The organism is Rhizobium mesosinicum (assembly GCF_019511345.1).
GTDB classification, from domain to species: Bacteria; Pseudomonadota; Alphaproteobacteria; order Rhizobiales; family Rhizobiaceae; genus Rhizobium; species Rhizobium mesosinicum.
The window spans coordinates 223,382-236,662 of the sequence record NZ_JAEUAK010000009.1 but is presented as its reverse complement, the minus strand read 5'-3'; the positions used below and the strand labels follow the sequence as shown (position 1 = coordinate 236,662).

General features: G+C 62.7%; 16 protein-coding genes. All 16 read left to right on the top strand.

Translation table 11 applies throughout. The features are described 5' to 3' along the window. Positions 1 to 25 precede the first annotated feature (25 nt). The 16 genes from puuE (at position 26) to JNB85_RS22620 (ending at position 13,059) form a co-directional block, all read left to right on the top strand. A complete protein-coding gene (puuE, locus tag JNB85_RS22695; protein WP_220336541.1) occupies positions 26 to 949 on the top strand; it encodes an allantoinase PuuE in 924 nt (307 codons plus the stop codon). Then, on the top strand, positions 949 to 1,446 hold the full coding sequence (gene uraD / locus JNB85_RS22690) for a 2-oxo-4-hydroxy-4-carboxy-5-ureidoimidazoline decarboxylase (protein WP_220336540.1): 498 nt from the start codon (positions 949 to 951) through the stop codon (positions 1,444 to 1,446). The genes puuE and uraD overlap by 1 nt, the downstream gene beginning before the upstream one ends. Further along, positions 1,447 to 2,469, top strand: coding sequence for an allantoicase (gene alc, locus JNB85_RS22685; protein WP_220336539.1), 1,023 nt, complete (start codon positions 1,447 to 1,449; stop codon positions 2,467 to 2,469). A gap of 57 nt (positions 2,470 to 2,526) precedes the next feature. Further along, the gene (locus JNB85_RS22680) at positions 2,527 to 2,817 is read left to right on the top strand and encodes a nucleotidyltransferase family protein (RefSeq protein ID WP_220336538.1); all 291 of its coding nucleotides are present in this window, start codon (positions 2,527 to 2,529) and stop codon (positions 2,815 to 2,817) included. Positions 2,818 to 2,849: 32 nt separating this feature from the next. Next, positions 2,850 to 3,176 carry a HepT-like ribonuclease domain-containing protein gene (locus JNB85_RS22675; RefSeq protein ID WP_223216575.1) on the top strand — a complete coding sequence of 109 codons (327 nt, stop codon included), beginning with the start codon at positions 2,850 to 2,852 and terminating at the stop codon, positions 3,174 to 3,176. Then, positions 3,145 to 3,681, top strand: coding sequence for an ureidoglycolate lyase (locus JNB85_RS22670; protein ID WP_222858750.1), 537 nt, complete (start codon positions 3,145 to 3,147; stop codon positions 3,679 to 3,681). Before JNB85_RS22675 ends, JNB85_RS22670 begins: the two co-directional genes overlap by 32 nt. Continuing rightward, a complete protein-coding gene (gene uraH, locus JNB85_RS22665) occupies positions 3,678 to 4,034 on the top strand; it encodes a hydroxyisourate hydrolase (protein WP_220336535.1) in 357 nt (118 codons plus the stop codon). Before JNB85_RS22670 ends, uraH begins: the two co-directional genes overlap by 4 nt. A gap of 1 nt (position 4,035) precedes the next feature. After that, the gene (locus JNB85_RS22660; RefSeq protein WP_220336534.1) at positions 4,036 to 4,776 is read left to right on the top strand and encodes a metallophosphoesterase family protein; all 741 of its coding nucleotides are present in this window, start codon (positions 4,036 to 4,038) and stop codon (positions 4,774 to 4,776) included. A gap of 260 nt (positions 4,777 to 5,036) precedes the next feature. After that, positions 5,037 to 5,342 (top strand): hypothetical protein, encoded by a 306-nt coding sequence (locus JNB85_RS22655; RefSeq protein WP_220336533.1) that lies wholly within the window; start codon positions 5,037 to 5,039, stop codon positions 5,340 to 5,342. A 22-nt stretch (positions 5,343 to 5,364) separates the two neighbouring features. Next, positions 5,365 to 5,739 (top strand): hypothetical protein, encoded by a 375-nt coding sequence (locus JNB85_RS22650; protein WP_220336532.1) that lies wholly within the window; start codon positions 5,365 to 5,367, stop codon positions 5,737 to 5,739. A gap of 106 nt (positions 5,740 to 5,845) precedes the next feature. Beyond that, positions 5,846 to 7,327: a multicopper oxidase family protein gene (locus JNB85_RS22645; RefSeq protein WP_220336531.1), complete on the top strand. Its 1,482-nt coding sequence runs from the start codon at positions 5,846 to 5,848 to the stop codon at positions 7,325 to 7,327. Positions 7,328 to 7,382: 55 nt separating this feature from the next. Then, entirely contained in the window at positions 7,383 to 7,643 is a 261-nt protein-coding gene (locus tag JNB85_RS22640) for a DUF2933 domain-containing protein (protein WP_220336530.1), read from the top strand. Further along, on the top strand, positions 7,636 to 8,313 hold the full coding sequence (locus JNB85_RS22635) for a methyltransferase family protein (RefSeq protein WP_220336529.1): 678 nt from the start codon (positions 7,636 to 7,638) through the stop codon (positions 8,311 to 8,313). Before JNB85_RS22640 ends, JNB85_RS22635 begins: the two co-directional genes overlap by 8 nt. Next, positions 8,306 to 10,528, top strand: coding sequence for a copper-transporting P-type ATPase (locus tag JNB85_RS22630; protein WP_220336528.1), 2,223 nt, complete (start codon positions 8,306 to 8,308; stop codon positions 10,526 to 10,528). The genes JNB85_RS22635 and JNB85_RS22630 overlap by 8 nt, the downstream gene beginning before the upstream one ends. A 93-nt stretch (positions 10,529 to 10,621) precedes the next feature. Next, the gene (locus tag JNB85_RS22625; RefSeq protein ID WP_220336527.1) at positions 10,622 to 11,053 is read left to right on the top strand and encodes an EF-hand domain-containing protein; all 432 of its coding nucleotides are present in this window, start codon (positions 10,622 to 10,624) and stop codon (positions 11,051 to 11,053) included. A gap of 251 nt (positions 11,054 to 11,304) precedes the next feature. Then, complete coding sequence (locus JNB85_RS22620; protein ID WP_220336526.1) at positions 11,305 to 13,059, top strand: ABC transporter ATP-binding protein/permease; 1,755 nt, start codon at positions 11,305 to 11,307, stop codon at positions 13,057 to 13,059. The last annotated feature ends 222 nt before the right edge of the window (positions 13,060 to 13,281 follow it).

Genomic DNA, 13,281 nt, shown 5'->3' with positions numbered 1-13,281 from the left:
ACCTGTCTTTTCAAAAGGTGATTTGATGGTATCCGAGACCTATCCGCGCAATCTCGTCGGCTACGGGCGCAATACACCCGATCCGAAGTGGCCGGGCGAGGCGCGCGTCGCAGTGCAGTTCGTCATCAATTACGAGGAGGGTGGCGAGAGCTCGATCCTCGATGGCGATCCGGCTTCGGAAAACCTGCTGTCGGAAATCGTCGGAGCACAGCCCTGGCCGAACCAGCGCAATCTCAACATGGAGTCGATCTACGAATACGGCTCCCGTGCCGGCTTTTGGCGGCTCTGGCGTCTTTTCACCGACCTCAAGGTTCAGGCGACCGTCTATGGGGTGACGCTTGCCATGGCCCGCAATCCGGAAGCGGTCGCCGCCATGAAGGAGGCCGGCTGGGAGATTGCCAGTCACGGCTATCGCTGGCTGGAATACAAGGATTTCCCTGAAGATCTCGAGCGCAAGCACATACTTGAAGCCGTGCGCCTGCATACCGAGCTGACGGGTGAGCGGCCCTATGGCATGTACCAGGGCAAGCCTTCTGACAATACGCTGCGGCTGGTGCAGGAGGAGGGCGGTTTCCTTTATTCGTCGGATTCTTATGCCGACGATCTGCCCTATTGGGTGAAGGGCATCGACGAAAATCCCTTCCTCATCATCCCCTACACGCTCGAAACCAACGACATGCGTTTCGCCACGCCGCAGGGCTTCAATTCCGGCGACCAGTTCTTCACCTACCTCAAGGACGCCTTCGATACGCTCTACGAAGAAGGTAAGGAAGGCAGACCGAAGATGATGTCCGTCGGCCTGCATTGCCGTCTCGTCGGCCGGCCCGGACGCGCAGCGTCGCTCAAGCGCTTCATGGAATATGTGCTGAAGCATGACAAGGTCTGGATTCCGCGCCGGATCGAGATTGCGCAGCACTGGCATGCGAACCACAAGCCGGAAACAGTCTGATGATTTCGCGTGATGAATTTGTATCCCGTTTCGGCGGGGTGTTCGAGCATTCGCCGTTTATCGCCGAGCGCGCCTATGACGACGGTTTCGTCGGCGACAAGCTGACCGTGGATCGCGTGCATACGGAGCTCGTCGCCATTTTTCGTGCGGCGAGCAAGGAGGAGCGTCTTGGCGTCTTGCGCGCCCATCCCGATCTTGCCGGGCGGCTGGCTCTTGCGGGCGAGCTGACCGAAGACAGCAAAAAGGAACAGGCGGGCGCCGGGCTCGACAGGTTGAGTCCTGAAGAACATGCGCGCTTCACCGAGCTCAATTCCGCCTATATGCAGAAATTCGGCTTTCCCTTCATCATCGCGGTGAAAGGGCTGAACAAGAACGACATTCTCGCCGCTTTCGAAAAGCGGATCGGCAACAGCCGTGACGAAGAATTCGTGACCGCGGCAGCGCAGGTCGAAAAGATCGCGCTGCTGCGCCTGACATCCATGCTTCCGGAGACCTGAATGATCGATACCCCTGATACCAGCCTGCCAGCCTTCGCCAATGGCGCAATCAACCTCGCTTCTGCCCGCCTCGGCGCCAAGGGGCTTTATGCCACGGACGAATTCTTCGCGCCGCTGGAGCGCATGCTGCAGGATGTGCCGGCAAGCTTCGATCCGGATCTCTACGACGATAACGGCAAGTACATGGACGGCTGGGAAAGCCGCCGCAAGCGTGTGCCCGGCCATGACTGGGCAATCGTCAGGCTCGCCATGCCGGGCCGCATCTTCGGCTTCGACGTCGATACCAGCTATTTCACCGGCAATTATCCGCCGCATTGCTCGATCGAGGCTGCCTTTGTCGAAAGCGGCGATCCGACTGACGAGACCGCGTGGACCGAAATCCTGCCGAAATCGCCGCTCGGCCCTAGCGCCCACCACTTCTTCGAGAATGCCGACAAGCAGAAGATCTGGACGCATCTGCGCCTGCATATCTATCCGGATGGCGGCGTTGCACGTCTGCGCGTCTATGGTTCGGCCTATTTCGATTGGTCGAAGGTCGGCGCCGGCGAGGAAGTCGATCTTGCCTATATCTTCAACGGCGCCAAATCGCTCGCCTGGTCGGATGCGCATTACGGCCATCCCGACAAGATGCTCGGCCCCGGCCGCGGCATCAACATGGGCGACGGCTGGGAAACCAAGCGCCGCCGCGGTCCCGGTCACGACTGGGCGATCATCCGGCTCGGCCATGCCGGCACGATCAAGCGCGTGATCGTCGATACGGCCTTTTACAAGGGCAATTTCCCTGACACTTGCGAACTCTTGGGTGCCTATCTTCCTGATCTCGGCGATACGCCTTCGGAAGCCGATATCGCTGCGTCGGAAAACTGGAAACCAATCCTTCAGCGCAGCAAGCTGCAGATGGACCACATCCATGAATACGGCAGCGATACGATTGCCGATATCGGCCCGGTGACACACGTGCGCTATGCCATGCATCCGGACGGCGGCACGATGCGTCTTAGGCTTTTTGGGGTGAAGGCTTGAGTTCTTTGCTCTTTCAGCCGCGTCCCTTATATTTGCGGCATCAGGAGTGATGTCGCAATGAGGCCGTCGGAAGCATTGGAAAAGAACAGGCAGGCGATCCGCGAAGCCACCAAACGCTTTAACGCGGCGAACCCGCGTGTCTTCGGCTCGGTTGCGCGCGGTGAGGATCGGCCGGATAGCGATCTGGATATTCTTGTCGATGCGCTGCCAGGGACGACGCTGTTCGATCTTGGCGGGTTGCTGGAGGAATTGCAGGATATTCTGGGGGTTAAGGTGGATCTGGTTACTGCGGGTGGATTGCCGGAGCGCATCAAACATCGTGTTCTGTCGGAAGCCTCCGCCATATGAGTCGCGAACGTCTTCTTGAGCATGTGGATCGCATGCAGGAGGCCGCGCAACAGGCCTTCGACCTGACAGAGGGAATGAGCCAGGAACAGTTTCTCCATGATATCCGCACTCAGTTGGCCGTGACGATGTCGCTAGTCTTGGTCGGCGAAGCGGCAGCCCGAATTTCGGCAGGCGACCCAGGCTTTATCCAGGATCATCAGGAAATTCCGTGGACCCGGATCAAGGGCATGCGAAATTTAATCGTTCACGATTACTATCGGGCAGAATTGCCCGTCATCTGGCAGACGGTCCGGACCGACCTGCCGGCTCTGGTTTCCCAACTTGAAAATGTTCGCCACTGGCGCGTTCAGGGCGAGTAACATCGTGTCCCAATATCTCGAAATCCACCCGCTTACCAAATCCGCCTTCGCACCGTTCGGTGAGGTCATCGAAGCCGATCCCGCAACCATGCGTCATATCAACGGCGGCAATACCGAGCGCTTTCATGCGCTCGCCGCGCCCGAAGCTGCGGGTGAGGGTGCGCGCGTTATCGTCAATCTCTTTCGCGGCCAGCCGCGCGTTTTCCCCTATGAGCTCGGCATGATGGAGCGGCACCCCTTCGGCAGCCAGAGTTTCTCGCCGATATCAGGCCGGCCCTTTCTCGTCGTCGTGTCGGAAGATGAAGGCGGACGTCCAGGCCGTCCGCAGGTCTTCCTCGCCCGTGGCGATCAAGGCGTGAACTATCGCCGCAATGTCTGGCACCATCCGCTGATGGCGCTCGGAGCGCCGAGCGATTTTCTGGTTGTCGACCGTGACGGGCCAGGCAGCAATCTGGAAGAATTCTTCTTCGACGAACCCTTTATCATCAAAGAGCCAGGCCTATGACCGGACTGACCACGCATGTTCTCGATACTGCTCTCGGCAAGCCGGCACAGGGGCTGCGGATCGATCTCTTTCATATCGAGGGTGAGCTTCGCCACCATATCAAGACCGTCGAGACCAATGCCGACGGCCGCGTCGATGGCGGACCGATCCTGATCGGCGAGAGCTTTCGCGCCGGTACCTATGAACTGCTTTTTCACGCCGGCGACTACCTGAGGGCAAACGGCACGCCGCTGCCGCATCCGGCCTTCCTGGATCTCGTGCCGATCCGCTTCGGCATTGCCGATACGTCGGCGCATTATCATGTGCCGCTGCTGATCTCGCCCTACGGTTATTCCACCTATCGCGGCAGCTGACATGCGCTTTGCCGCCATCGCGGATATCCATGGAAACTACCCCGCACTTGACGCCGTGCTGACAGATATCGCTGCCCAGGGGATTATCGATATCGTCAATCTCGGCGATTGTTTCAGCGGTCCGCTGGAGGCGGGCAGGGTGGCGGACCGGCTGCTATCGCTCTCCATTCCGACCGTGCGCGGCAATCACGACCGCTATCTGATCGAAGGACCGCCGGAGGAAATGCATATATCGGACGCCGCCGCCTATGCGCAGCTAGGTGCTGCCCATTTCGACTGGTTGCGGTCGCTGCCGGTCAACCTGATCTACCGTGACGAGGTCTATCTCTGCCACGCAACCCCTGGGGATGACAACCTCTACTGGCTGGATATGGCCGATGCCGATGGCAGCGTGGTGCTCAGGCCGCAGGCGGAGATCGAAGCGCTGGCGGAAGGTGTCGACAGCCCGTTGATCCTCTGCGGCCACACGCATATTCCGCGCATGGCAGCACTTTCCGGCGACCGCCTGATCGTCAATCCCGGCAGCGTCGGCGCCCCGGCCTATGACGACGACAAGCCCTATCCGCACAAGGTCGAAACCGGCCACGCGATGGCGAGTTATGCAGTGCTGGAAAAATCGGCCGGCGGATGGACGGCGCAATTCCGCAATGTCCGATACGACAACATGGCCATGTCCGCGCTCGCAGCAGCGAATGGCCGGCCGGAATGGGCTGCCGCGCTTGCAACGGGCCGGATGCCCTAAGCAACGCGCTCAAAAAAGATACGGTTAACATTCTCGGTTGAAAAGCCTTAAGGCCAGCCGCCGAGGGACATGGGAAGGGCCGTGCCTGTCGCTATTTCGGCCGACGCCAGGCCGGCAACAAACGGCGCCGGGCGACGACCTTCACGCAGTAACGGGCGATGTTTCGCGTTCTTGATTTAAATCAAGGAAAAACACGACCGGCAGGTTCAATGTTTGCCTGTCAATGTGGCTGCCTATGCAGCCTGGCGGAGGATTGTTCAATGGCGAACGTAACCCTGCATGCCCATTCCGAAGGATCTCCGGCAACGCCGGCGCATGTCTCCGTTCCGGTGCTTGGCACGACGCTCGCCGTCTTTGCGACCATTTCGTTCCTGCTTTGCATGCTGCTCGGCTTCATCGCCCCTGAGTGGGGTCTGCACCGGCCGTGGCTGCAGTTCTATCTGGGGCTGACCGGCTTCGATCTGCGAAGCCTGGCGCTGGGAGTTCTCCAAAGCATCGTCTTCGGTGCCTATGCGGGAGCATCGATCGGAGCTATCTTCAACGTCATCAGCCGACGTTTCGGCTGATCAGGGGAACGGAGCCGCTCACATGGTCGCCGACCACCGCAGGTTCGCATGGTTGAACGCAATGCTGACCGTCCTGGTCGCGCTTGCGCTTCTCTTCATGCCGGCCGCAGGCGTAGAGGCGATGCAGTGCCATGACCGCCCGGTTCATGCGCATGCCGGTATCGAACACCCCTCCATCCAGCAGGACGTCCACGCCTCTCCGCGGGGCGGCCTTCATACTCCCGGCCACAAGAGCTGCTGCGCCGTCCCGTGCGGCTTCTGTCTTGTCCTGCTCGGCGTAGATCGGGCGGAAGCTCCGGGAGTCATGGATTCCTCTCTCCACTTCGCATGGGCCGATCAGACCGGCAGCGGTCTGGCGCGTGCGCCGATGCTGGGTCCTCCCCGTCTTCCGGTCTGATGATTGCGGAGGCCGCCCTGCCGCGGCATCCGGTCGTTTCCGGGGCCTGTTCCGGATCCCCAAGACCAATGGTCGGTAACCCGACCCTGAAGCAAGGATCAATACGATGAACCGCCGTGACTTTCTCAACGGCCTGATGGTCGGCGCAGCAGCGCTGGGCACATCGGCCACCATCCGTCCCTTCCGCGCCTTTGCTGAAGACGCCAAATCTTCATCTATGCAGAGCGCGCCTCGCGCCCTCTCCATCGGTTACCGGAGCATCGAGGTCAGGGGCAGATCCGCTCGCGTCTTCGGCCTCGCCCAGCCCGACGGAAGGCCGGGGCTGACGCTGGACGCCGGAGCCGAATTCAACGTCGCGCTGTCGAGCGTCATCGACGAACCGACCTTGATCCACTGGCATGGTCTGACGCCACCATGGGCGGCCGACGGCGTGCCCGACAATCCGGTCGCTCTTCTGAAGCCGGCGGAGACCCGGCGCTATACATTTCCTGCCGGCGCGGGCGGCACGCACTGGATGCACGCCCATACGCTCCAGGAGCAGAACCTGCTCGCCGCTCCTCTCATCGTGCGGACTGCGGAGGATCTGGAGCGGGATGAGCAGGAGGTCGTCGTCCTGTTGCACGACTTCTCATTTTCGTCCGCGGGGGAACTCCTGGCGAAGCTAAAGGGGAGCGCAGCGTCCGCCGGCATGCCGATGGGGCACGGCGCGATGCAGGGCATGGCCGGCATGCAGCATACGATGTCCGGCGGTGACATGTCCGGCATGGCGATGCCGGGAATAGCGGCCATGGACCTCAACGACATCGAATACGACGCCTATCTCGCCAACGACCGTACGCTCGATGACCCCGAGATCGTCACCGTCGAGAAGGGCGGCCGCGTCCGCCTGCGGATCATCAACGGCGCCACGGCGTCTGCCTTCACGATCGACACGGGCAGCCTTTCGGGAGAACTGGTCGCTGTCGACGGGCAGGGCGTGCAACCGGTCGCGGGGGCGTCCTTCCCGGTTTCCATGGGCCAGCGCGTCGACATTCGCCTGAGCCTGCCGAGGGAAGGTGGTGCGTTTCCGATCCTTGCCCTTCGGGAGGGAGCGGTGGAGCGGACCGGTATCGTCCTTGCGACTTTGGGCGCAGCCGTTCGCAAGGTTGCGATCGAGGGCCATGCGAAAGGGCCAGTCCTCGGACTCGATCTCGAACAGCGGCTGCGTCCGGTCAACCCGCCGGCGGCGCGTGCGGCAGACCGCCGCTTCGAGCTTTCGCTGACGGGCGATATGGCTGCGTACACCTGGGGCATCGAAGGCGCGGACGGTCTCGTCGTCAAGCGCGGCGAACGGATCGAGGTGGCCATCACCAACGCATCGATGATGGCGCATCCGATGCACCTGCACGGGCATCATTTCCAGGTGGTCGGCATCAACGGGACGCCGGTCGCGGGCGCTGTGCGGGACACCGTGCTGGTGCCGCCGATGGCAAGCGTGGTCCTGGCCTTCGACGCCGACAATCCCGGCCGCTGGCCGTTGCACTGCCACCACCTCTACCACATGGCGTCTGGCATGATGGCCTACGTGACATATGACGGCATCGGCTGACGCGGTTTCAGTGACCGCGAAGCCTTTCCCGAACTCAACCGAACGAGGCATCCTCATGAACGACAATCATTCTCCGTCGGCCTGGAGCACCTACAGCCGGACCGTCTTCATCGCCTCGGCCGCGATCGCTCTAGCGCTCATCGCCTACGAGCATCGCGTGCATGTCCTCGGCATCCTGCCCTGGCTCCTGATCCTCGCATGTCCGCTGATGCACCTGTTCATGCATCACGGTCACGGCGGCCATTCCGGTCACGACCATGCCGGTCATGCGGCCGGCACCATCCAGCAGAAGACCAAGGAGACCAACGATGTCTGACACCCCGGCCTACGGGCTCTGGAGCCTGGTGATCATCAATTCCGTGGTGTTCATCGTCTTCGCGGCAAGCTTCACGAGACTCAGGACGAAGCGGGACTGGCGTTCGCTCGGCGCCTTCTCCGCCTTCGTCGTTGCTCTTTTCACGGAGATGTACGGCTTTCCGCTGACCATCTATCTCTTGTCCGGCTGGCTCGGGCGGCAGTTCCCCGGCATCGACTTCTTCTCGCACGACGCCGGCCACCTCCTGGAGATGATGTTCGGCTGGCGGGTCAACCCGCATTTCGGACCGTTCCATCTGGCGAGCAACCTGCTGATCATCGCCGGTTTCTGGCTGCTCGCCTCGAGCTGGCATGTGCTCTACGCCGCGCAGCGCGAGCACCGCCTGGCGATCACGGGGCCCTACGCCCGTGTCCGGCATCCGCAATACGACGCCTTCGTGATAATAATGGTCGGGTTCCTGCTGCAATGGCCGACCCTGGTGACGCTCGCCATGTTCCCGGTTCTCGTCTGGATCTACGTGCGTCTGGCGAAGAGGGAGGAGGAGGCTTCGCGGGCCGAATTCGGAATCGCGTGGGACGCCTATGCGAGGACGGTTCCCCGGTTCTTTCCAAAGTTCGGCCGCGGAACGAATACAGCCGGCACCGATCAGGGAGGAGCCGTCCATGACTGATCAACACACGCACGAGGGCCATGCGCACTCTGCTGGCGATCATCATCACGGAGAGAAGAAGCCTGCCATGCAGGCGGGTATCAGGCCGGGGCCTCGGGAAGGCGTGATCTACACCTGCCCGATGCATCCGCAAATCAGGCGGCCCAGCCCCGGCACATGTCCGATCTGCGGTATGACGCTTGAGCCGGAGGTGGCGACTGCCGAAACGGGGCCGAGTCCCGAACTCGTCGACATGAAACGGCGGTTCTGGATCGGCCTCGTGCTGACGCTGCCCGTCCTTGCCCTGGAGATGGGCGGCCATCTCACCAATCTCCACATGCTGCTCGGCGCGCAACTTGCCAACTGGAGCCAGCTCGTGCTGGCGACGCCGGTGGTGCTGTGGGCGGGATGGCCGTTCTTCAAGCGGGCTTGGGCCTCGCTCGTCAACCGCAGCCTCAACATGTTCACGCTGATCGCGATGGGTACCGGCGTCGCCTGGCTCTACAGCGTCGTCGCCACGGCCGCGCCCGGCATCTTTCCGGACACCTTCCGGGCCGCCGATGGCTCAGTCGCGATCTACTTCGAGGCGGCGTCCGTCATCACCGTCCTCGTGCTACTGGGGCAAGTCCTTGAACTCAGGGCGCGAGAGCAGACCGGCGGCGCCATCCGGGCGCTGCTCGATCTCGCGCCGAAGACGGCCCGCCGCGTCAGGGAAGACGGCTCGGACGAGGACGTCGGGCTCGACGCCGTCGTGGTGGGGGACCGGCTGCGCGTGCGGCCTGGCGAGAAGGTGCCGGTCGACGGCGAGCTGGTCGAGGGGCGCAGTTCCGTCGACGAATCCATGATCACGGGCGAGTCGATGCCGGTCACCAAGGAGATCGGTGCCAAGCTGATCGGCGGCACGCTCAACCAGAGCGGGGGCTTCGTCATGCGGGCAGGCAAGGTCGGGCGCGACACGATGCTGGCGCAGATCGTGCGCATGGTCGCCGACGCGCAACGTTCCCGCGCGCCGATCCAGCGGCTCGCCGATCAGGTGTCGGGCTGGTTCGTCCCGGCCGTGATCCTCATCGCGATCGCCGCCTTCGTCGTCTGGGGCATCTGGGGGCCGGAACCGCGCTTCGCCCACGGTCTCGTCGCCGCCGTCGCCGTGCTGATCATCGCCTGTCCCTGCGCCCTCGGTCTCGCGACGCCGATGTCGATCATGGTGGGTGTCGGGCGCGGCGCCCGGATGGGCGTACTCATCAAGAACGCCGAGGCGCTGGAGCGCTTCGAGAAGATCGACACGCTGGTGGTCGACAAGACCGGCACGCTGACCGAGGGCCGGCCGAAGGTTACCGCAGTGAAGACAGTCGCCGGAATGGGTGAAGCCGAACTCCTGCGGATGGCCTCGACGCTCGAACGCGCCAGCGAGCATCCGCTTGCCGCCGCCATCGTCGCCGCAGCTCAGGGCAAGGGCATCGTCCTCGGCGAGGTCCGGGATTTCGACAGTCCCGTCGGCAAGGGCGTCACCGGCATCGTCGACGGCAGGAGGCTGGTGATCGGCAGCCACCGGATCATGGCTGAGGCGGGCGTCGATCTGTCGGCTCTCATGGCCGGCGCCGAGACGCTGCGCGGCGAGGGAGCGACGGTGGTCTATGTCGCGATCGACGGCAAAGTGGGCGGTCTCATCGCCATTGCCGACCCCATCAAGGAGACGACGCCTGCCGCTTTGCGTTCGCTGAAGGAGGAGAAGATTCGCGTCGTCATGCTGACCGGCGACAACAGGACCACGGCCCAGGCAGTGGCGCGCAAGCTCGGCATAGACGAGGTCGAGGCGGAGATCCTGCCGGAGGACAAGGGCAAGGTGGTGGCGCGGTTTCGAAGCGAAGGTCGCGTCGTCGCCATGGCGGGAGACGGGGTCAACGACGCGCCGGCGCTTGCTGCCGCCGACGTCGGCATCGCCATGGGCACGGGAACGGACGTGGCGATCGAGAGCGCGGAGGTCACGCTCTTGAAGGGCGACCTGCAGGGGATCGCCAGGGCGCGCAAGCTCAGCCACGCAACCATGAGCAACATCCGCCAGAACCTGTTCTTCGCCTTTATCTACAACGCCGCGGGCGTGCCGATCGCGGCGGGCTTGCTCTACCCGGCCTTCGGGCTGTTGCTTTCGCCGATTATCGCGGCGGCGGCCATGGCGCTGTCTTCGGTCAGCGTCATCGGCAACTCGCTGAGGCTGCGCCACGCGGCGATCGACTAGGTTGTTCGGTGCCACCGCCGGACACGACTTCCAAACCGCCGGCTCCGCTTACGGGAGCAGGACATGAAGAGAGACCAACCAAGGAGAAACGACATGAGAACGATAAGAATTCCGAACCCGATTCTGCTGGCCGCAGCGATTGTCATCGGCAGTTCAGGGCTCGCCCTGGCGCAGACGAGCGGGGAGGATCCCCATCATCCTGCGAACTCGTCGCCGGCGACGCCGGAGCCGGGAACTGAGGGCATGACCGGACAGGGCCAGGGGGCCATGCCCGGCTCCGGCATGATGCCGGGCGGAATGATCGGGCGCGGTATGATGCAGCCTGGCATGATGGGCGGCATGCCGCCGATGGGCATGCGCGGACAGATGATGAAGATCATGTTCGCAATCGCCGACACCGACGAAGATGGCGCGCTGTCCTTCGAGGAGGTGACGGCCATCCACAAACGGATATTCGGCAGTGTGGACGCCAACAAGGATGGCAAGGTCACGCCGGAAGAAATGCGGGCATTTTGGGGGCAGTAGAGCTCGCGCGCCAGGATCGCGATGGTGACTGCGAAAACCGATGATGTCCGTGAGCCGCTGCGATTGCGGTCATCGGCGGCATTGTTCCTGCAATGACCGCAATCGCCGTTTGCTATGGGCGCGCCGGCATCTCCAAAGCAGTCTCCGAAAAGAGAAGCCGACCTCGAAATAAGCTACGAAAGCGGCATGCCTCTTTTTGTGGCCGATCGCGCACCAATGCCAATATTTTCCGAATGTAAGGGCTCGCCGCCATGTCTCAAGACCAGTCCTTGCTTCCATCTTCCGGAAGCGCACCGGGGATCGCCGGGCAACTCAACAGCTACTGCGACGCCATCGGTCGATCCCCGAGCCGCTACAAGCTTCTTCTGCTCGCCCTCGGTCTGGCCGTCGTCATCGGAGCGACGACGATCGGCCAGCTTCGTCTTAACGCCTGGAACGAACCGTTCTTCGACGCGATCAGGAACAGGGATCTGGTGTCGTTCGGACGGCAGCTCGTCGTATTCGTCGCTATCGGCGGAGTCCTCATCTTCCTGAACACCGCGCAGACCTGGCTCGACCAGCGGACGAAGCTCGCCCTGCGCGGCTGTGTCACCCGCGATCTCCTCGTCCAGTGGTTCGTGCCCAGGCGGGCAGTTCTTCTCGCCGCTGCCGGTCCGGACGGCAGCAATCCCGATCAACGCGTTCAGGAAGACGCCCGACGGCTGACGGAGCTCACCGTGTCCCTTGCGATCGGAGTCCTTCAGTCGACGCTGCTTCTGTTCAGCTTCGTCGGAGTGTTGTGGCTGCTCTCCCGCGGATTCCTATTCGAAATAGGTGGACGCAGCTTTCAGATCCCAGGCTTCATGGTGTGGGCTGCGTTGATCTATGCGGCGTCCGGTTCCGGGCTGAGCTGGGTTCTGGGGCGTCCCTTGATCCGGCTTAACGCGGAACGTTATGCCCGCGAGGCGGAATTCCGGTCCGGACTCATGCAGGCGAACGAATCGAGCGACGGGATCGCGCTCAGCGGCGGCGAGCAGGGCGAGCGAGCTCGGCTCGATCGCGAATTCGACGGCGTCGTCGGCATTGTGCGGCGGATCGCTGATGTCACAACGCTGCTGACTGGCGTCACGGCCGGCTATGGATGGTTCGCTATCGTCGCCCCGATCGCTGTCGCCGCTCCGGGGTATTTCGGGGGACGGCTCAGCTTCGGGGAATTGATGGTTGTCGTCGGAGCCTTCAACCAGGTGCAGCAGGCTCTGCGCTGGTATGTTGACAATGCCGGCAACATCGCGGACTGGCTGGCCACGCTCCAGCGCGTGATGGGCTTGCGTCAGGCGCTTCTTGGCCTGGACCGGTCCGCCCCGTCGAAAAGCCGAATCGCCGTCCTCGATAACGAGCCGGCGATCGTTCTCGAGGACGTGACCGTGGACATGGCCGACAGCGATATCTCCATCAACGAACCGAATGTCACCATAGGGCCGGGCGAACATGTCCTCGTCATCGGCAAGCCGGGTGCTGGCAAGAGCACGCTGTTTCGCGCGCTCGCCGGACTTTGGCCGTGGGGAGGCGGCAGACTGCACCTGCCGCCGAAGGAGACGACCATCTTTCTTCCGCAACGGTCGTACCTGCCGGCCGGCACCCTGCGCGAGGTCCTGGCCTATCCGTCCCAGCCTTCGAGCTTCGAGGAGAAGGAGTTTGCTCGGGCGCTCGCACGAACGAACCTCGATCATTTGATCCCATCGCTCGACCGCATCGCCCGCTGGGACAAGGACCTGACGGTGGAGGAGCAGTTGCATCTGGCCTTCGCCCGGCTCCTGGTTCACAGACCGCAATGGGTCGTCAGCGACGAAGCCCTATGTCATCTCAACGACGACGACCGCAAGATGCTGTTCTCTCTCTTCGACAACGAACTGTCGAAGACCTCCGTCCTCAGCATATCGAGCAACGATGCGCAATACGGATTCTATTCGAGGATCCTTCATCTGAACGCGCGTCGACGTGCTGAAGCGATCCCCGCATCGGTGTGATCGCGGTGCGCTCGCGGATGTGCCGAGGAGACGCCGATCATCGCGGCCGCTGCCGGCGCGCTTTCCTTCGACGAGTGATGGCGATCCACAAACGGATTTTCGACAGCGTGGGCGCGAATAAGGATGGAAAGGTAACGGCCGGTGAAATTTAGGCGCTCATGCGGCCTTAGCGCGGGTCGGCGGATCCGGCCTCGGAGACTCTGTGAATGGTCGCAAGGCCTC